We start from the raw sequence: 19,269 nt of genomic DNA, 5'->3' as shown, positions 1-19,269 counted from the left end.
GGGCCGGCCCGGCGAAGGAGGCGCGGCGGTGTCCGTGTGCGAGGTCTGCGGCAACGACTACGCGATGAGCTTCGAGGTGCACGCCCAGGGCGCCGTGCACGTCTTCGACAGCTTCGAGTGCGCGATCCATGCGATGAGCCCGGTCTGCGAACACTGCGGTGTGAAGATCAGCGGCCACGGCGTCGAGGCCGACGGCCGCTTCTACTGCTGCGCCCACTGCGCCCGCGGCGAGGGCGTCGACAGCAGCCTCATCCGCGACCACGCCGACACCGGCCGCCTCGCCCAGGCCTGACGGGTAGCCGGGACACGACCGATTCCCAGGCGAAACGCGCCCCAGAAACCGGCCCTGGACAAGCACTCGCCTCCGTACTCCTCCCCTCCCCCCGAACCACGCAGGAGAGGGCGCTCAGCGCCCGAACCAGGCGGGTCGGGCGACGGGCGCTCCGCGCCCGGTTCCGCCCGACCGCCATAATCAGTGGGGACCGGAGGAGATCATCTGTGACGACGACGTCCACCGTGCAGGTCGCCGCTGTGCCAACAGAGGCTGCCAGGAGGTCCATCGAGGGCCGGATCGCCGACGAGCTCGGGGTGCGCGAGAACCAGGTCGTGGCGGCCGTCGGGCTGCTCGACGGCGGCTCGACCGTGCCGTTCATCGCGCGCTACCGCAAGGAGGTGACCGGCACCCTCGACGACACGCAGCTGCGCACGCTCGAGGAGCGGCTGCGCTACCTGCGGGAGCTGGAGGAGCGCCGGGCGGCGATCCTGGAGTCGATCCGCTCCCAGGGCAAGCTCGACGACGCGCTCGAGGCGCAGATCAACGCCGCCGACTCGAAGGCCCGGCTGGAGGACATCTACCTCCCCTACAAGCCGAAGCGCCGTACGAAGGCCCAGATCGCCCGCGAGGCAGGTCTGGAGCCGCTGGCCGACGCGCTGCTGGGCGACCCGACGCTGGACCCGACGACGACCGCCGCCGGCTACGCCGACGCGGAGAAGGGCGTCGCGGACGCGGCGGCCGCGCTCGACGGAGCCCGCGCGATCCTGGTCGAGCGGTTCGCCGAGGACGCCGACCTGATCGGCGAGCTGCGCGAACGGATGTGGGGCCGCGGCCGGGTGGTCTCCAAGGTCCGTGAGGGCAAGGAGGAGGCCGGCGCCAAGTTCTCGGACTACTTCGCCTTCGACGAGCCGTTCACCTCGCTGCCGTCGCACCGGGTGCTCGCGCTGCTGCGCGGCGAGAAGGAGGAGATCCTCGACCTGGATCTCGACCCGGAGCCCGAGGACGCGGACCCGACCGCCCCGGTGGTGCCGTCGGGCTACGAGACGGCGATCGCGGCCCGGTTCGGTGTCACCGACGCGGGCCGCCCGGCCGACCGCTGGCTGGGCGACACGGTCCGCTGGGCGTGGCGGACGCGCGTCCTGGTCCACCTCGGCATCGACCTGCGGCTGCGCCTGTTCCAGGCCGCCGAGGACGAGGCCGTCCGGGTCTTCGCCACGAACCTGCGCGATCTGCTGCTGGCCGCCCCCGCCGGCACTCGGGCGACGATGGGCCTCGACCCTGGCTACCGGACCGGTGTCAAGGTCGCCGTCGTCGACGCCACCGGCAAGTGCGTCGCGACCGACACGATCTACCCGCACGTGCCGGCCCGCCGGTGGGACGAGGCCCTGGTCAAGCTGCACAAGCTGTGCGCCGCGCACCAGGTGGAGCTGATCGCGATCGGCAACGGCACCGCCTCCCGGGAGACCGACAAGCTCGCCGAGGAGCTGGTCCGCGCGGCGAGCGAGCTGAAGCTCACCAAGATCGTCGTCTCCGAGGCCGGGGCCTCGGTGTACTCGGCCAGCGCCTTCGCCTCGAAGGAGCTGCCCGGGATGGACGTGTCGCTGCGCGGCGCCGTCTCGATCGCGCGCCGGCTGCAGGACCCGCTGGCCGAACTCGTGAAGATCGACCCGAAGTCGATCGGGGTCGGCCAGTACCAGCACGACCTCAGCGAGCTGAAGCTGTCCCGGTCGCTGGACGCCGTGGTCGAGGACGCCGTGAACGCCGTCGGGGTCGACGTGAACACCGCGTCGACGCCGCTGCTCACCCGGGTCTCCGGGATCGGGGCGACCCTCGCCGAGAACATCGTCGCCCACCGGGACGCGAAGGGGCCGTTCCGGACCAGGACCGCCCTGCGCGAGGTGCCACGCCTGGGCCCGAAGGCGTTCGAGCAGTGCGCGGGCTTCCTGCGCATCCCCGACGGCGACGACCCGCTGGACGCCTCGTCCGTGCACCCCGAGTCCTACCCGGTGGTGCGCCGCATCCTGACCGCCACGAACGGCGACATCCGCGGGCTGATCGGGAACTCGACGGCGCTGCGGGCGGTGAAGGCGACCGACTTCGTGGACGAGACCTTCGGTCTGCCGACGGTGACCGACATCCTCGCCGAGCTGGAGAAGCCGGGCCGCGACCCGCGGCCGGCGTTCAAGACCGCCACCTTCGCCGACGGCGTCGACGAGATCTCCGACCTGGTGGCCGGCATGGTGCTGGAGGGCGTGGTCACCAACGTGGCCGCGTTCGGCGCCTTCGTCGACGTCGGCGTCCACCAGGACGGCCTGGTGCACGTGTCGGCGATGTCCAAGACCTTCGTGCGCGACCCGCGCGAGGTGGCCAAGCCGGGCGACATCGTCAAGGTCAAGGTCCTCGACGTCGACGTGCCCCGCAAGCGCATCTCGCTGACCCTGCGCCTCGACGACGACGCGGCCACCGGTGGCGGCGGTGGCGGCGGTGGCGGCCGTGAGGGACGTGCGCAACGGTCGGGCCCACGCGGCGGCGGCCAGGCGGCCGGCGGCCAACCGGGCGGCGGGCGGCCAGGCAGCCAGTCCGGCGGTAGCCAGAACGGCGGCGGCGCCGGCCAGGCAGGGGGCCGGGACGGCGGACGAGATGCTCGCGGCGCGGACAACCGCGGCCCACGGCGGGACGCCGGCACCCGCGGCGCCCCCGCCGACGGACGTGGCGGCGGCGGCCAGCGCGGCGGCACGAGCCGCGGGAACGGCCAGCGCGGCGGACGGCCCGCTGCCCCGCCGAACGGCGCGATCGCCGACGCGCTGCGTCGGGCCGGCCTGGTCGACGAGAACGGCAGGCCCCGCACCGGCAAGTAGGCCCACTCGCTGGGGACCGGCCCGGGTCAGGATCTACCTGGGCCGGTCCTCAGACGTCGAGCGATCGACTCATACCCGGCGCGCCCGCGCGAGCCTCCATACCGGCGCGAGGCGGACGGGCGGCCGTGTCCGCTCGGTTCCCGCCCGAACCCCGCCGCGCCCGTCTCCCGGCAACTACAGCAAGTAACCTGCCGCCTGCGACGGACGACGGACGGAGGCCGGGCAGTGCGCAGGCGCGACCGAACGACGGCGAGTCGACAGGACGAGCCGAAGCCGGCCCGTAAGGCTGCCCGGGCATCGGTTAGGACCATCGCGGTGACGGTCGCGGCCGGGCTCGCGCTGGCCGGCTGCGGTGGCGGCCATTCGCCGGTGGCGGGGCCGAAGCCGAGCGTCTCGGCCAGCCCGACCCGGCCGGTGGCCAAACCGCGCGCGGCCGGCCTCGACCCGGCCCATCTTCCGGCGGGGTGGAGCCTGGTCGCGTGGCCGGCAGCCGGCACCATCCCGGTCTTCGGCCAGTCAGCGCCGGTGACGAACGCCGACGCACCGACCTCGCAGCCGTCGACCTCGGAGCCGCCGGCCCGGCAGCCGCCGGCCACGCAGGCGCCGGCCGTCGCGCCGGTTGGCCGGTCCGCCGAGCAGCCGACCAGCACGCTCGCCAACCCGAACGCCGAGGGCGCGCCGTTGGTACTCCTGGTCAAGCACTACCAGCCGGACTGGCTGCAGGTGTCGCTGCCGGTGCGCCCGAACGGGTCGACCGGCTGGATCCGGACCAAGGACACCCGGCTGACGGCGACCCCGTTCGCGCTCACCGTCGACAAAACCCGCCACGAACTCACCGTCTTCAAGGACGGCAAGCCCTCGGGCGTCTATCCGGTCGGCATCGGCACCGGGACGACGCCGACGCCACTCGGCCATTTCTACCTGGCCGAGCTCCTGAAACCGGCGAACCCGGCCGGACCCTGGGGCCCATACGCGTTCGGGCTTTCCGGATTTTCTGACGTCATCACGAACTTCGACGGCGGCAACGGCATCATCGGCCTGCACGGCACGAACCAGCCGGACCGCGTGGGCACCGACGTCAGCATGGGTTGTATTCGCCTGCGTAACTCCGACATCACCGCACTCGCCGCCCTGTTGCCGGTGGGGACGCCGGTCACGATTACCTGACCGGACGGTCCGCCAGGAGGGCGCCCTGGGCGGCGCGACACATCTCGGGCTGAACTCGTTACCTACAGCGGATCGGCCGGCCCATCGGCCGGCCGATCCGGGTGACTGACCACGCGGAACGCAAGGTCACCGGTGGGTGAGAATGAAGGTGTAGAAGAGCGAGATCGGCCAGAGAAGGGTGGCGGCGATCGCGGTGAGCAGGCTGCCCGTGAAATGGCCGTCCCACCGGTCGATGTGCCAGTAGCCCTGGCTAATCGTGATGATCAGACCAATGACGAGGTAGATGATCGTTCCGAGACTCGTCCTGGTGTAGACCCGCGTGTCGGCCACTGTTTCTCCCGTTATGAATGTCTGGGGGATGTCCCGGACCGGAAATTACCCACAATCGACCGGTCTACACTCCCGATCCCACATGAGTCCGGCATCTGGCGCTGTCCCAGCCCTGGCCGTCCCGCCCGAGGTCGGTGGCGCGACCGCGTCGCCCGGATAGCACCCAGTCAGCCCCGCGACACTGGCGACACCGCGGATGACTGTCGCCGTCCCGACGGGGCAACGGCGCTCGGTCGGGTACCCGGTACGGTCGCGGCGTGCGAACGAAATGGGCGGCATTCGCCGCTATCTCTGTTTCGGTGGCGTTGTCCGTGGGAATGCTCAGCGGCTGCAACCCGGTCGACTCGACCACCACCGCCTCGACCACCTCGCCGGCGTCGGCGACCGGCCAGCCCGCGGCCGGCTCCGACTGCGGTGGCGCCGCGACCACGGAGGCCGACGCGCTGAAGGTGATCACCGGGCCGATCGGCTGCCCGGGCGGGGTGAACACGTACTGGGCACAGCAGCTGGGCAGCGTCTGGACCACGCCTCGGTTCGTCGTCTACCGCGACGGCCAGATTCCCGACGACCAGTGCGGCGCGCAGGACCGGAACGCGGACGACTTCAAGGGCAACGCGTTCTACTGCCGGCTCGACGACACCGTCGCGTACAGCCAGGACTTCATGGCCCGCCTCTACCAGCAGGGCGGCCCGTCCTTCCCGATGTTCGTGCTCATGCACGAGCTCGGCCACCGGGTCTCGCGGCTGACCAACCGGGTCGGCGTGGTGTCGCGGTCGGAGGAGAACCAGGCCGACTGCCTGGCCGGCACGGAGGCGAAGTTCTCGCACGACGCGAAGCGGCTGCCCGGGGTCGACGTCGCCAAGGGCTCGGTGCTCTTCTTCAGCCTGGGTGACAGCTGGTTCCACAAGGAGTCGCCGTCCGACCCGGACGCCCACGGCACACCGGACCAGCGGGCGGCCGCCTTCCTCACCGGGTACCGGCACGACACCGCCAAGTGCTTCGCGATCGGGCAGTCCGCGAGCGGCTCCGTGCCGCTGACCGGCGTGCTCGGCTGACCCACGCTCCACCCGTTTCGTCGTACCTCTTTGCCTGTCCGGCCGCACGGGCCGGCGGCGCGGTCGCCCAGCCGCGCCGCCGGCCCGTGGCGCTTTCCAGGCAAGATGGAGGGCGCCGCCGACCGCGAGGTCGGCCGCAGGGGCCCGCGGGGAAGGGGACGGCATGCCGCTGCTGTGTGGGATCGACCTCGAGCATCCGGTCATGAACGCCGCCGGGACCTGCAAGTCGCTCGACGACGTCCAGGACCTGGCCCGGTCGGCGGCGGCGGCGATCGTCGTCGGCTCGATCACCGTGGCCGCGCGTACCGGGAACTCCGGCGCGACCTACCACGCCGGCGACGGCTTCTCGCTGAACGCGCTCGGGCTGCCCAACCGCGGCCTCGCGTACTACGTCGAGCAGCTGCCGGCGATGGCCCGCGCGGCGCACGACGCCGGCAAGCCGCTGATCCTGAGCGTGGCCGGCTTCAGCGTGGACGACTACGCGCGGTCCGCCGCGGCGGCCGCCCCGACCGGCGTCGATCTGCTGGAGCTCAACCTCGCCTGCCCGAACGTCTGGGACGGCGGCACCCAGAAGCGGATCGCCTGCTTCGACGAGGGCCAGACCGCGGCGGTCCTCGCCGCCGTCGACGCGGTCCTGCGGGACGCCCCGACGCGCGTCCCGTACGGCGTGAAGATCTCGCCGTTCTCGGATCCGGAGGCGCTCGCCGGTCTCGCCGCGGTGCTCGCCTCGGCGGTCGCGGCGGGCGGTGGCCCGCGCTACGTCTGCGCGAGCAACACGTTCCCGAACGGTCTCGCGTTCGACGACGCCGGCCGGCCGGTCATCGGGGTCGAGCTGGCCGGCCTCGCCGGGCCCGCGCTACGCCCGGTCGCGCTCGGCCAGGTCCGTCAGCTGCGCCGGCTGCTGCCCGCGTCGGTGGAGATCGTCGGTGCCGGCGGGGTGACGACCGGCCGCGACGTGGCCGACTTCCTGCGGGCGGGCGCGAACGCCGTCCAGGTCGCCACCGCGTACTGGAACCGCGACGGCGACCCGGCCGTGTTCGGCGTCATCGCCGCCGAGTGGGCCGAGGCGTTGGCCGACGCCTGAGGCCGGCACCTGAGAACGACGCCTGAGAACGGGGCGGGGCGGGGCGGCGCGGCGCGCAATACTACGCGCGTGGAACTGACAAAAGGCGCGAACACCGCGCTTCCGGATCGGCCCGTCGAGATCACCGTGGGCTGGCGGACCGCCGGCGCCGCCGGATCCCGGACGTCACTCGACGTCTGCGCGCTGCGGCTCGGGGCGACCGGGAAGGTCCGCGAGGACGCGGACATGGTCTTTTTCAACGCGCCGAGCAGCCCGGACGGCACGGTCCGCCACATCGGGCGCTCCCCCGGTGGCCAGGCCGAGGTCGTGACGATCGATCCGGCCCGGCAGCCCGCGGACGTCGAGGCGATCGTGGTGACAGCGACGATCGACGTCGTCACCCCGGAGCTGACCTTCGGCGGCCTCGACGTGTGGGCCGCGGTGAAGGACCTGTCCACCGGCCAGGAGGTCGCCACCTTCACCCCGCCGCCGCTGGGGCCGGAGAAGGCGCTGGTCGTCGTCGAGCTCTACCGGCGCGCCGGCTCGTGGAAGGTCAGGGCTGTCGGCCAGGGCTACGCCTCGGGCCTCGCCGGCCTGGCCACCGACTACGGCGTGGACGTCGGCGGCGACGAGGATGTCTCGCCACCCGCGAAGGCGCTCGACCTGCCGTCGACCGGCGACGCGAAGATCGACATGCGCAAACGTCTGGACCTGCGCAAGCAGGCGGTGAAGGTCGTGCTGTCCAAGCAGGGCCTGACCGGCAAGCAGGCGCGGGTGGGGCTCGCCCTCGACGCGTCCGGCTCGATGCGGCCGCTGTACAAGCGCGGCACCGTGGGCCGCGTCGTCGAGCGGATCGCGGCCGTCGCCGCGACCATGGACGACGACGGCACCCTGGACGTCTGGTCGTACGCGACCGAGACGCTGGCACTGCCACCGCTGCGGGTCGACTACCTGGCCGACTGGATTCCGCTGTACGTCCGGCAGCGGAAGGCCACGACCGGCCAGGGCGGCGCGGAGGCGACGCTCGCTCGTGAGGAGGCGGCCCGGGCGGCCGGCTGGCCGATCCCGAACTGGGACGGCATCGGCGGCCAGAACGAGGAGCAGAAGGTCATCGCGGCCATCATCGACCACTTCGGCCGGGCTCCGTCGCCGCCGCCCGCCCTGGTGCTGGTGCTCACCGACGGCGGGCTCTACCGGGACCGGATGATCGCGGACCTGCTGCGGCAGGCGTCGAAGCTGCCGATCTTCTGGCAGTTCGTCGGCGTCGGCAAGGCGCAGTACGGGATCCTGGAGAAGCTCGACACGCTGTCGGGGCGCGTGGTCGACAACGCGGGGTTCTTCGCCGTGGACGACCTGGACGAGATCGACGACGCGGCGCTCTACCAGCGGCTGCTGTCGGAGTTCCCGGTCTGGCTCCAGGCCGCGCGCGCGGCCGGCATCCCAGTCTGACGCGTCCTCCCCCAGGTCACGGGCGACGGACTCACCTGGGCGCACGCGGCCGGGCTCGCCCCGGCCGCGCCGTTCAGACGGCGAAGCCGAACTGCCGGGCGATGCCGGCGAGCCCGTCCGTCCTGCCCTGGCCGAGCGCCCGGAACCCCCAGCCGCCGTTCGCCCGGAAGAGCTCGCCGAACAGCATCGAGGTCTCGGTGGCCGCGTCGGTCGACAGGTTGTAACGGGCCAGCTCAAGGCCGTGGCCGGAGTCGACGACCCGGATGAAGGCGTTACGCACGTCGCCGAAGCTCTGGTGCCGGTAGTCGGCGTTGTGAATCGTGACGGCGAAGACGACCCGGACCACCGACGTCGACAGGCCGTCCAGGTGCACTTCTATCTGCTCGTCGTCGCCGCTGCCCTCGCCGGTCAGGTTGTCGCCCAGATGGACGATCTCGTTGCGGGGGCTGGCCAGGTTGTTGAAGAAGACGAAGTACTGCGGCGAGATGATCAGATCATCCGCGCCCAGCGCGAGCGCGCTCGCGTCCAGGTCGAAGTCGTCCTCGGCGCCCCGGGGCGCCGGATCCCAGCCGAGGCCGACGGTCACCCTGAGGAGGCCGCCATCCTTGCCGAGCGCGACGCTACGACCCTTCGTCACGTCGACGGTCACGACGTTGCCTCCTGTGGCCTCGGAACAGGGAAACCGGTCAGACAAGCCAACCACACCCGGGCCGCGCCCGGGACAGGACCAGCAACTCGATGGGGCGCGAGCGCGGGTCCGCTGACCCGGAGCTCGCTAGGCTCGGCCGGGAGGTGGCCGACCATGGACGACGTCTTCCGGACCTACCTCGACCCGGCCTTCCGGTACGAGTGGTCGCGGGGACCGGCGAGGGTCGCGAGCCGCGCCGAGGCCCTGCGGGGCGGGCTGAACTGCGTGGCGCTCGCGCACCTCGTGCTCCAGGACCTCTTCGGCCATCGGCTGCCCGCCTCGCTGCGCTCGCTGGAGATGTTCCGCGACCGGGCGCATTTCGAGCCGGTGCCCGCCCAGGCAAGGCCCAGGGCCGGCGACCTCGTCTGGTTCGGGGTCGCCGACCCGCCGGTGCCGCCGGAGGAGTTCGTGCCGCGGTACCGGGACGGCGAGCTGCTGAACTTCCGCGACTTCGCGGTCAACCACGTGGCCATTCACACCGGCGACCGGGTCGGCGACGACTTCCTGCTGCTGCACGCGAGCTCGACCGAAGGGACCAATGCGCTCTGGCCCCTGCGGCGGTTCGCCGACTACCCGCGATACGCCAGGACCTACGGGATTCGCCGGCTCCGCGCGCCGCTTCGCCGCCACGAGCGGTGAGGGGCGAGCGCGCGGAGACCGCCGAAGTCGCTCAGGCGCGCAGCTGGCCCAGGGCCGGGTCGCCGGCGGGGACCGGGGTGAGGAAGACGAGATCGGGCGGGCCGTCGAGGCGCCCGTCCAACGCGCTGAACATCTTGCCGATCGCGGGACCGGCGCCGTGCGCGGCCATCGCGGCGTCGTCGGCCCATTCCTCGACGAAGACGAACTTGCCGGGGGCCTCGTGCAACGAGTAGAGCTTGCAGCCCGGCTCCTGGTGCACCTCGGGGATGAGCTCCACCAGGATCGCGCGGACCTCGTCGACCTGGTCCGCCTTCGGGATCATGGTCGCGACGATGACGGGCATGGCTACTCCTCACCGCGGTTCCGCGGAACCGCTGGTCAGCTTGGTGGATGGACCGGGCGGACGTCCGGACCGCGCGCGGCGCCCGTTTCCCAGATCCTTCCGTGGGCCGCGTTGCCGCGCACGCCCTTTGGCCGCGCCGAGGGGCCCAGCCGCCCGTGACCATCACGGGGGCTGGGTCAGTTCAACGGTGGGACCGGGTCAGTTCACCTGGCGGGTGGTGTCGGACCAGTACCGGGCGCGTAGGGCCTTCTTGTCGGGCTTGCCCAGCGGGCTGACCGGGATCGAGTCGGCGTAGTCGATGGTCTTCGGCGCGTGGTGGGAGCCCTTGCGGTCCCGGACCAGGGCGGTCAGCTCGCCGGTGAGCTCGTCCTCGGGGGTGGTGACGCCGGGGCGGCGCACGACGACGGCCTTCACGGCCTCGCCCCACTTCTCGTCCGGCACACCGATGACGGCCGCCGCGGCCACCGCCGGGTGCGTGGCGAGCACGTCCTCGACCTCCCGCGGGAAGATGTTGAACCCGCCGGAGATGACCATGTCCTTCTTGCGGTCGACGATGTAGAGGAAGCCTTCGGCGTCGCGGCGGGCGATGTCGCCGGTGTGCAGCCAGCCGTGCCGGAACAGCTCGGCCGTCTGCTCGGGCAGCTTCCAGTAGCCGCCGCAGTTCAGCGGGCCCCGCACGCAGATCTCCCCCGGCTCGCCGTCCGGGACCTCGTTGCCGTCCTCGTCCAGCAGTGCGACCCGCACCCACGGCACCGGCCGGCCGCAGCTGGCCAGCCGCTCGGGCCGGGACAGGTCGTGCTCCTCCTTGCGCAGCACAGTGATCGTCATCGGCGACTCGGACTGGCCGTAGTACTGGAAGAAGATCGGGCCGAACCGGCCGATCGCCTCGACGAGCCGGGTCGGCGACATCGCGGCGGCACCGTAGTAGATCGTCTTCAGGCTGGAGACGTCCGTGGTGGCGAGCTTCGGGTGGTCGAGCAGGACGTAGATCATCGTCGGGACCAGCATGGTCGAGTTGATCTTGTACTTCTCGATGGCCTCGATCACCAGGCCGGGCTCGAAGCCGGGCAGCACCACCAGGCAGCCGCCGCGCAGCAGCACCGGGATGAAGAAGGCGGCCCCCGCGTGGCTGAGCGGGGTGCACATCAGGAACCGTGGCTCGTCGGGCCACTGCCACTCGGTGAGCTGGATGTTCGTCATGGCGGCGGCGCCGCGGTAGGTGCCCATGACGCCCTTGGGCTTGCCGGTCGTGCCGCCGGTGTAGGTGAGGCCGCCGACGTCGTCGGGGCCGACGTCCGGCGCCTTCAGCGGCTTCGGCTCGAAGCCGGCGGCGAGCTCCAGCAGGTTGGGGCCGAGATCGGTCGGCCCGAAGGTGACCACCTGGCGCAGGGTCGGCACCCGGCGGACGTACTCGGCCGCCCGCTCGGCGAACTTCTCGTCCACGACGAGCGTCTCGACCTCGGCGTCGGTGAGGACGTAGACGTGGTCGTCAAGCGAGCCGAGCGGGTGCAGCGACGTCGAGCGGCAGCCGGTGATCATGTTCGCGCCCATCGCGAACAGCACCTCGGGCCGGTTCGGCGACAGCATCGCGGTCCGGCTGCCGACCCGCAGGCCGACCGACGCGTAGGCCTGCGCGTACCGGCTGATCTCGGCGGCGACCTCGGATGCGGTGAGCGCGACGTCGCCGATGTAGACCGCCGGCCGGTCCGGGTTGCGCCCGAGCGCGGCGATCAGCAGGTCCGGCAGGAACGACGGGCGGTAGAGGTCACCGACCTGCGGCGCCCGCGCGGGCGTGACGGTCGGGTCGGCCGTGGTGGTCATGCGCTCACCTCCGCTGGGGCCGGCGCGGCGGCCGGCGCTTCGGCCGCGGCGAGGGAGAGCCGCAGTGCCGTCGTCCTGGCCCAGACGGTGTCCGGCTTGCCGGCCGGGTTACGGGCGATCACGTCCACGAGATGGATCTCCTTGGGCACCTTGTAGCCGGCCACCCGCTGGCGGGTGTGCGCGATCAGGTCGGCGACCGTCGGCGGGCCGCCGGGCGAGGCCTCCCGCAGGGCGACCAGCGCGACGACCCGCTCGCCGTACCGCTCGTCCGGGACGCCGACGACCGCCGTGTCGAACACGGCACCGTGCGACTTCAGCGCGTCCTCGACCTCGTCCGGGAAGACCTTCTCGCCGCCGGTGTTCACCACCGCGCTCCCCCGGCCGAGCAGCTCGACGGTGCCGTCCGCGCGGACGAGGGCGAGGTCGCCGGGGACCACCCAGCGGACCCCGCGGGCGTCGCGCAGGAAGGTCGAAGCGGTCTTGGCCTCGTCCTTGTAGTAGCCGAGCGGGATGTTGCCGCGCCGGGCGATGCGGCCGGGCTCCGGCGAGCCCGGTGCCACCGGCTCCAGCCTCTCGTCGAGGACCAGCGTGTCCGGGGTCAGCTGGAACAGGCGCTTCCCGCCGGCCTCGGCGGAGCCGTTGTGGCCGAACTCGGAGGCGCCGTAGGAGTCCAGCAGGAAGACGTTCGGCAGCGCGGCGGCGAGATCCGCCCGGACCCGCGGGGACATCGGCGCGCCGGTGTTCGAGAACGCGAGCAGCCCCGACAGGTCGTAGCGGCCGGGGGCTTCCGCGAGCGCGTCGGCGAGCGGGCGTGCCATCGCGTCCCCGACGACGGTCATCGTGCTGGCCCGCTCGTCGGCGGCCAGCCGCAGCACGTCGTGGGGGTCGAAGTGCCGGCCGCACCAGAGCAGGATCGTCCCCGCGGTGCCGATGCTGATCAGCACCGACAGCTCGGCGGCGCCGTGCATCAGCGGGGCCATCACCAGGTAGTGCAGCGGCGGGCTGGCCGTGTGCACCAGGATGTCGGCCAGTTCCCGCGGCGCCGAGCCGTCCGGGAGGGGACGGCCGATGGCCGCGTGGAACAGGTCCTCGTGCCGCCAGATGACGCCCTTGGGCATCCCGGTGGTACCGCCCGTGTAGAGGATGAACCGGTCGTCGCCGCTGCGCGGGACCCGGACCGGGCTGTCGTCGGCCGGGGTGTTTACGGCCGGCGTGTCCTCGTAGCCGGCCAGCCGGATCCCGCGGTCGGCGAGCGCGCCGCCCGGGCCCGTGAGGGCCGCGAGACCGCCGTCGTCGGCCGGGTCGGTCCCGTCCTCCAGCACGACGACCAGCCGCAGCGCCGGGGCGTCCGCGAGCACGCCCGCGACCGTCGGCAGGTAGCGCCGCTCGACCACGAGCGCCACCAGGTCTGCGTTGTCGACCAGGTAGCGCAGCTCCGCGACGACGTACCGGAAGTTGATGTTTATCGAGGTCGCCCGCAGCTTCATGCAGGCGAACATCGACTCGACCCACTCGGCCCGGTTCGTCGCGTAGAGCCCGACGTGGTCGCCCGGCCGGACCCCGGCGCCGCGCAGCAGCCGCGCCGCCCGGTCGACCCGCGCGTCGAGCTCACCGAACGTGAGCCGGACCGCGCCCGCGACCAGCGCGGGCCGGTCGGGCACGGCGCCCGCGACCAGCTCCAGCATGTCCGCGAAGTTGACCGGCCGAGGTCCACTCCCGGGTAACGCTCCCGCCGTCATGCCGTGAACGGGTTGGTGAGTGTGACGACGTTCTTGTCCGAGCAGTTGAAGAAGCCCTGGTTGGGCGCCGTCGCGGTCTTGTCGTAGACGAAGCCGTCCGCCGTGACCTTCATCAGCAGGTAGCAGTGCGAGACCTCCTGCTCACCCGGCTTGAGGTCGATCTTCGGGTAGAGGCCGCCGGCGGTCCAGGCGGTCTGCGTGCCCGCCTTCGCGAGGACGCAGTCGACGGTCAGGGTGTCGCCACACGCCGTCGCCGACTTGGCCCACAGCACCCAGGAGCTCAGCGCGAGCGCGGTGAAGGCGGTGAGCTTCGCGTTCGGGACCGTGGCGTGGACGAGGTCGACGGCCTCCTGGGTGACCGGGCTCTGCGCGGCCAGCTCGAACGGCAGGTGGTCCATGACCAGCCACGTCGGCGGGAACTTCGTGCTCTTCGCTCCCGCGATGGTCTTGGGGTCGTAGAGCTGGTTCTCAATGATCATGTACTTGAGGTTCAGGCCGACGTCGTTCATCGCCGTGACCACCGGGGTCAGGTCCTGGACGCCGATCGCCTCGTAGCCCTGGACTCCCTTGCCCTTGAGCTCCTCGACGTACGGGCGCCAGTTCGTCACCAGCGCGGGCGGCTCCTGGTAGTCGGCCACCTTGTAGCCGAGCTGGGTGAGCGCCTCCTGAAGCCGCAGGCCCTGCGGGCGGATGTCCGCGAGCGAGCTGCCGCTGATGCCGATCGCGTTCATCGCGTCCGGGAACATCCGGGCCATCGCGAGGAACCCGGCGACCGGGTAACGGTTCGCGGTGTTCGGCGCCGCGCGCAGCTGGAGCGGGGCGTTCAGCGACTGCGGGGAGACGCCATAGGCCGGGATCGCGCCGAGCTTGCAGTCGATCCTCGGCTGGACCCCTGGGGCGTCCAGGACGTTGCCGCCGCCGACCAACATGAAGTCGGTCTGGCAGGCGTCCAGGGTGCGGGCCGCGACATCGGTGAGCTTGGCGTCGTGCTTGTTGACGACGATCTTGCGCCCGTTGATGCCGCCGGCCTTGTTGCACCAGGCGGCGAACGCGTCGGCGACGTCGAAGAACTCCTGCCCGAGCCCCGGGGTGACGGTGCTGCCGGGGTCACCCATGGTGCCGATGGTGATCGAGGACGCGGTCACGCCACGGCCGGTCGCGGTGCGGGCGGAGCCCGGGCCGCAGATCCCCTTCTCGGTGCCGAAGTCGCCGGCCGCGGCCGCGGCGGGCGCCGCCGAGGTGGGTGACCCGCCGGCGTCGCCACCGCCGGTCTCGGTCTCGTTCGTGGACCTGGTGCAGCCAGCGATGACGAGCAACAGCGCGCTGGCTGCCGCGAGCACCGGCAGCCCGGCCAGGCCACGGCGGGCGCGGCGCGGGTGTGGCCTCTCGGGACACGGGCGGGAGCTTCTGCGGGCCATCGGACCTCTCCGTGGGTCGTCGTCCGTGGTCAGTCCTGCGGTCGGTCTGTGACCGGTCGGCCTGTGACCGGTCGCGCGGCGGCCGGGGCGTGCGCCGTCCGGTTGACAATCCGCCGTGCGCAGCCGTGAGCGGTGCCGACGCGCGGGGCCGCCGGCGGTCACGACAGGCGCCGTAGTGACGTGAGCGCCGCCACAGACTAGAACAGGTTGCATCTTTGGCGAAAGTAAATCCGGCGAAGTCCTGACCGTTCGTCAGCACACGACGGGGCGCCGTCCCCGATCGCCCGGGCGGCAGTCGCGGCAGGCGCTCCCGAAGGACCTGACGGCCCGTCAGGTTCCGGACTACTGTCGGATCGCGAGTGGGAGGAGGCGACCATGCTCGACCTGGTCGTACACGGCGGACAGCTCGTCGACGGAACGGGGGCGCCGCCCCGCGCCGCCGACGTGGGCGTGCGGGACGGCCGGATCGTGACGGTCGGCCCGCCCGGCTCGGTGCCGGCCGGCGACGCGGCCCAGACCGTCGACGCCGCAGGCAAGGTGGTCTGCCCAGGCTTCATCGACGTGCACACCCACTACGACGCCCAGCTGTGGTGGGACCCGAGCGCCAGCCCGTCCAGCCAGCACGGCGTGACGACAGTGCTCGGCGGCAACTGCGGCTTCACGCTCGCCCCGCTGCGCCCGCGCGACGGGCGCCCGGACCCCGCCGAGGCCGACTACCTGCGCCGGATGATGGCCAGGGTCGAGGGGATGCCGCTGCAGGCGCTGGAGTCGGGCGTCGCCTGGGGCTGGGAGTCGTTCGCCGAGTACCTCGACGGGCTCGACGGGCGGACCGCCGTCAACGCGGGTTTCCTGCTCGGGCACTGCGCGCTGCGCCGCTACGTCATGGGCCCGGCGGCGATCGGCTCGGCCGCGGACGGGGACGCCGTCGCCGCGATGGCCGCGGGCCTGCACGCCGCGCTCGAGGCCGGCGCGCTGGGCCTGTCCACCACCCTGTCCGGGACCCACAGCGACGGCGACGGCCAGCCGGTCGCGTCCCGCTGGGCCGAGCGCGACGAGCTGCTGGCGCTCGCGCGGGCCGTCGGCGAGCACGAGGGGACCTTCCTGGAGGGCATCGTCCCCGGCTGCCTGGACATGTTCAGCGACGACGAGATCGAGCTGCTCGCCGAGCTGTCCGCCGCCGCCGGCCGGCCGCTGAACTGGAACGTGCTCACGATCGACTCGGCGGCGCCGCTGCGAGTGCCCCGCCAGCTGGAGGCGTCCCGGCGGGCCCGCGAGCTGGGCGGCCGGGTGATCGCGCTGACGATGCCGACGCTCGTCCCGATGAACATGAGCCTGGGCACCTTCTGCGCCCTGCACCTGATCCCCGGCTGGGGCGAGGTCATGCGGCTGCCGATCGCCGCGCGGGTCGACGCGCTGCGCGACGAGGCGGTCCAGGCACGGCTGCTGGCCGCGGCCCACGACCCGGCGGCCGGGGTGCTGCTGCGGCTGACGGACTTCGGCCGTTACGTCATCGGCGACACCTACTCCCCCGCGAACGACGGCCTGTCCGGCCGGGTCGTCGCGGACATCGCGGCCGAGCGCGGCCGGGAGCCCTTCGCGGTCCTCGTGGAGATCGCCGCGGCCGACGACCTGCGTACCGTCCTGTGGCCGATGCCGACGGACAACAACCCCGAGTCCTGGGCCCTGCGCGCGCGCACCTGGCAGCACGAGGACGTGCTGCTCGGCGGCTCGGACGCGGGCGCCCATCTCGACCGGATGGCCGGCGCCCCCTACCCGACCCGGTTTCTCGGCGACTGCCTGCGCGGCCGCAGGCTCGTCGGGCTGGAACGGGCCGTGGCGATGATGACCGGCGAGCCCGCGGCCGCGTTCGGCCTGCGCGGGCGCGGGGTGGTCGCCACCGGCAACGCCGCCGACCTGGTGGTCTTCGACCCGGCGACCATCGACAGCGAACCGGCCCGGCTGGTGGCCGACCTGCCGTCCGGGGCCGCCCGGCTGACCGCCGGGTCGGTGGGCGTCGAGGCGGTCTTCGTCAACGGCACCCGCATCGTCACCGGCGGCCGGGCGACCGGCGCCACCCCAGGCACGCTGCTGCGCTCCGGCCGGGACACCAGAACGGTCTCGACCCGATAGAGCCACGCCCCCGCCGCCACGCGGCGGGAGCGTTCAGACCTTCGGGCGCAGGCGCATCACCGGGGGCGGGGTCGGATCCTCGCCCTGGATGAAGCTGAGCGGCTGGGCCGCGGCCCAGCCGGTCGCGAGCCCGAGCAGCGCGAGGGTCCGGTCGCGGGCGGACACGCCCCACTGCGCGTCGTAGGTCGTCGCGCCGTCGCCGGGCACGGCCGCCTCGCCGAGGCTCGCGAGCAGCCGCTGGAACTCGGGGGTGAACGCCTTCGTCACCGTGCCCGGGTCCGCGTGGCCGCCGCCGACGAGGTTCTGTTGGAGCTGGCGCATCAGCAGGGTGTAGCGGGCGAACAGGTGGTCGTCCCAGTCGAACGTGGTGAGCAGGCTCTGGCCGGCGACCGCGCCGCTGGCGGCCAGGTCGTTGATCTGGGCCGGCGTCATCGTCAGGTGGATGCCGCCGGTGCCGTCGGGCAGGCGGATCGACCGGATGCGGTCCGAGAAGCCGGGCAGCTCGGCGAGCAGGGTGTCCCGCCAGTTCAGCGTCGTGTCGAGGATCTGGGCGAGGAAACCGAACAGATTGTTGATCTGGGCCACCCTGCGCACGGGCGCGCCGCCGCCCGGCGAGGGCGGCGCGACCGTCGCCGTCATGGCGGGGTCGCCGGGCTCGCGGACCGGCTCGCGCTTGCCCTTGGCCCGCGGGGTGGGAACGAGGTCGAGGCCGAACGTGGGCCGGGTGGGCAGCCAGGTGTCGAAGAAGTGCATCGGGAAGTTGCTGGAGATCCCGCCGTCGGAGAACCAGTGCCGGACCGGCCCGCCGCGGCCAAGCCCCTGGACCCACAACGGCACCGCGCAGATCAGGCCCGGGAAGCTCAGGCTCATCCGGGTCGCCACGATGACCGGCAGGTCGGGCCCGGGGAATGTCCGCAGGTCGGTCGGGCCCAGCACACCCTCCGGCGTCGGCACCGGGGTGCTGACCTGCTCCAGGTGGGCCAGCACGTCGTCCGGGAAGAGCCGGCCGAACTCGCCGGGTGAGTAGAGGAACTGCCCCTCGGCGAACGGCAGGCTCAGCGGCTGCGCGGCGCTGAGGTCCGTCGTCATCATCTCCAGCGCGATCTTCTCGTCGGCCCGCCGGCCGCCCGCGAGATCGGCGAACGTCAACGGCACTGCCCCCTCGCGGCCGGCGCAGCGCTGGATCTGGCCGTGCAGCCACGGCGTCAGCGCGGCCTGCCCCCCGCGCCCGACCGGCATACCGGAACAGGCTCCGAAGAAGTCGCCTGGCAGCCCGCGAACGGTCCGCAGGGCGCGCACCAGGACGGCCGCGAGCAGTCCGAGCAACGACGTGACGAGCAGGACCACCGCGATCAGCAGCCACCCATACCAGCGCTGCCGGTCCAGACTGCCGCCGAAGCCGTAGAGGACGCCGACCAGCGCGCCGAACGAGATCCCCCCGGCGATCAGCATCTGCGCGGCGAAGTACCGGGAAACCCAGCCGGCCGCCACCCACAGCCGCCCCAGCCAGGACGACCCCGCGCGCTGCAGGCCGAACAGCAGCCCGAACGCCCACGCGGTCGCCCTGGTCGGCTGGAACAGCCCGACGAGCAGGCCCGGCGCCGCGACCTGCTGGGCCGCCTCGCTCAACGGCCCGAACCCGCCCGGCCTGGCCGGGTCACGGCGCCGGGCGTAGTCGCCGTACTGGGCCGCGGCCGTGAGCGCGGCCCCGATCGCGCCGGCGGACGCGCCACCGATGGACCGGAAGTCGTAGCGTTCATGCAGCTCGGCGACGGCGGCCGGATAGACGATGCCGCTGGTGATGCCACCCTGCATGATCAGGTCACACTGCTCGCGCGGCGTCGAGGCCGCGCCCTCGGGCGCCTGGGCTGGGACGGCGTCGGGCTGGTCACCGGCACGGGTTCTGGGTGCGCTCACGGGGCCTCCGCGACCGCCAGCGACCCAGGAGGCTGGTCGAAGACCGACGATCAGCCACCAAGAGTAGTGGAACCGCCTCCGGGCACCGACTGACGACGCACACCCGACAGACCGACAGACCCAGGCGGCCGACGACGGCGTTCACCCAGATTCAGTCAAGCCGCACGCGCCAAGCGTTGTGAGGGCTACCCGCCCCCCTCGTATTTCCCGCTCGACCACCCGGCGCTGCTGCCGGTTCGCGCGGATGGACGGGCTCATCTATGAGGCTCATGGCGGCTACTGCTGTCGCGAGGGGCGTCAAAATGGGCACCGGATGCCGGCGACAGTCCGCTGTACGGGGATTGCGGGCGGGGTCGGCCTCGGAACAACGCGGGCGCT

At 72.7% G+C, this 19,269-nt stretch carries 15 protein-coding genes; 8 read left to right on the top strand and 7 right to left on the bottom strand.

Annotated elements, in window-relative coordinates:
* The first annotated feature begins 28 nt into the window (after positions 1-28).
* The 3 genes from FRAEUI1C_RS09680 to FRAEUI1C_RS09670 all read left to right on the top strand — a co-directional run bounded on the left by FRAEUI1C_RS09680 (position 29) and on the right by FRAEUI1C_RS09670 (position 4,299).
* The gene (locus tag FRAEUI1C_RS09680) at positions 29-292 is read left to right on the top strand and encodes a metallothionein (RefSeq protein ID WP_013423115.1); all 264 of its coding nucleotides are present in this window, start codon (positions 29-31) and stop codon (positions 290-292) included.
* Between the two features lie 206 nt (positions 293-498).
* Positions 499-3,132, top strand: a complete 2,634-nt coding sequence (locus FRAEUI1C_RS09675; protein WP_013423114.1) for a Tex family protein — start codon at positions 499-501, stop codon at positions 3,130-3,132.
* 315 nt (positions 3,133-3,447) lie between these two features.
* Positions 3,448-4,299, top strand: coding sequence for a L,D-transpeptidase (locus FRAEUI1C_RS09670; protein ID WP_232425366.1), 852 nt, complete (start codon positions 3,448-3,450; stop codon positions 4,297-4,299).
* 126 nt (positions 4,300-4,425) lie between these two features.
* Here the strand turns inward: FRAEUI1C_RS09670 and FRAEUI1C_RS09665 are convergent, their stop codons facing one another.
* Positions 4,426-4,629 (bottom strand): hypothetical protein, encoded by a 204-nt coding sequence (locus FRAEUI1C_RS09665; protein ID WP_013423112.1) that lies wholly within the window; start codon positions 4,627-4,629, stop codon positions 4,426-4,428.
* A gap of 200 nt (positions 4,630-4,829) precedes the next feature.
* Here FRAEUI1C_RS09665 and FRAEUI1C_RS09660 point away from each other — a divergent pair, with 200 nt between their 5' ends.
* The 3 genes from FRAEUI1C_RS09660 (at position 4,830) to FRAEUI1C_RS09650 (ending at position 8,196) form a co-directional block, all read left to right on the top strand.
* Positions 4,830-5,684, top strand: coding sequence for a neutral zinc metallopeptidase (locus FRAEUI1C_RS09660; protein ID WP_071587938.1), 855 nt, complete (start codon positions 4,830-4,832; stop codon positions 5,682-5,684).
* Positions 5,685-5,847: 163 nt separating this feature from the next.
* Positions 5,848-6,768 carry a beta/alpha barrel domain-containing protein gene (locus FRAEUI1C_RS09655; RefSeq protein WP_013423110.1) on the top strand — a complete coding sequence of 307 codons (921 nt, stop codon included), beginning with the start codon at positions 5,848-5,850 and terminating at the stop codon, positions 6,766-6,768.
* 69 nt (positions 6,769-6,837) lie between these two features.
* Positions 6,838-8,196 carry a VWA domain-containing protein gene (locus tag FRAEUI1C_RS09650; RefSeq protein WP_013423109.1) on the top strand — a complete coding sequence of 453 codons (1,359 nt, stop codon included), beginning with the start codon at positions 6,838-6,840 and terminating at the stop codon, positions 8,194-8,196.
* Between the two features lie 73 nt (positions 8,197-8,269).
* On the opposite strand, the gene FRAEUI1C_RS09645 is transcribed toward FRAEUI1C_RS09650, so the two are convergent.
* Positions 8,270-8,845 carry a TerD family protein gene (locus FRAEUI1C_RS09645; protein WP_013423108.1) on the bottom strand — a complete coding sequence of 192 codons (576 nt, stop codon included), beginning with the start codon at positions 8,843-8,845 and terminating at the stop codon, positions 8,270-8,272.
* A gap of 153 nt (positions 8,846-8,998) precedes the next feature.
* On the opposite strand from FRAEUI1C_RS09645, the gene FRAEUI1C_RS09640 reads away from it, so the two are divergent.
* Complete coding sequence (locus tag FRAEUI1C_RS09640) at positions 8,999-9,523, top strand: hypothetical protein (protein ID WP_013423107.1); 525 nt, start codon at positions 8,999-9,001, stop codon at positions 9,521-9,523.
* A gap of 31 nt (positions 9,524-9,554) precedes the next feature.
* On the opposite strand, the gene FRAEUI1C_RS09635 is transcribed toward FRAEUI1C_RS09640, so the two are convergent.
* From FRAEUI1C_RS09635 to FRAEUI1C_RS09620, 4 genes are all read right to left on the bottom strand, one after another.
* Complete coding sequence (locus tag FRAEUI1C_RS09635) at positions 9,555-9,866, bottom strand: putative quinol monooxygenase (protein WP_013423106.1); 312 nt, start codon at positions 9,864-9,866, stop codon at positions 9,555-9,557.
* A 198-nt stretch (positions 9,867-10,064) separates the two neighbouring features.
* Positions 10,065-11,687: an AMP-binding protein gene (locus FRAEUI1C_RS09630; protein ID WP_013423105.1), complete on the bottom strand. Its 1,623-nt coding sequence runs from the start codon at positions 11,685-11,687 to the stop codon at positions 10,065-10,067.
* Positions 11,684-13,426: an AMP-binding protein gene (locus FRAEUI1C_RS09625; protein ID WP_013423104.1), complete on the bottom strand. Its 1,743-nt coding sequence runs from the start codon at positions 13,424-13,426 to the stop codon at positions 11,684-11,686. The genes FRAEUI1C_RS09630 and FRAEUI1C_RS09625 overlap by 4 nt, the downstream gene beginning before the upstream one ends.
* Entirely contained in the window at positions 13,423-14,844 is a 1,422-nt protein-coding gene (locus tag FRAEUI1C_RS09620; RefSeq protein ID WP_013423103.1) for an ABC transporter substrate-binding protein, read from the bottom strand. The genes FRAEUI1C_RS09625 and FRAEUI1C_RS09620 overlap by 4 nt, the downstream gene beginning before the upstream one ends.
* A gap of 375 nt (positions 14,845-15,219) precedes the next feature.
* Here FRAEUI1C_RS09620 and FRAEUI1C_RS09615 point away from each other — a divergent pair, with 375 nt between their 5' ends.
* Entirely contained in the window at positions 15,220-16,974 is a 1,755-nt protein-coding gene (locus FRAEUI1C_RS09615; RefSeq protein WP_013423102.1) for an N-acyl-D-amino-acid deacylase family protein, read from the top strand.
* A gap of 33 nt (positions 16,975-17,007) precedes the next feature.
* Here FRAEUI1C_RS09615 and FRAEUI1C_RS09610 read toward each other — a convergent pair whose 3' ends face one another.
* A complete protein-coding gene (locus FRAEUI1C_RS09610; RefSeq protein WP_013423101.1) occupies positions 17,008-18,891 on the bottom strand; it encodes a patatin-like phospholipase domain-containing protein in 1,884 nt (627 codons plus the stop codon).
* Positions 18,892-19,269: the final 378 nt, after the last annotated feature.

It is taken from the genome of Pseudofrankia inefficax (assembly GCF_000166135.1).
GTDB lineage: Bacteria > Actinomycetota > Actinomycetes > Frankiales > Frankiaceae > Pseudofrankia > Pseudofrankia inefficax.
This window is presented reverse-complemented; position numbering and strand designations above follow the sequence as displayed.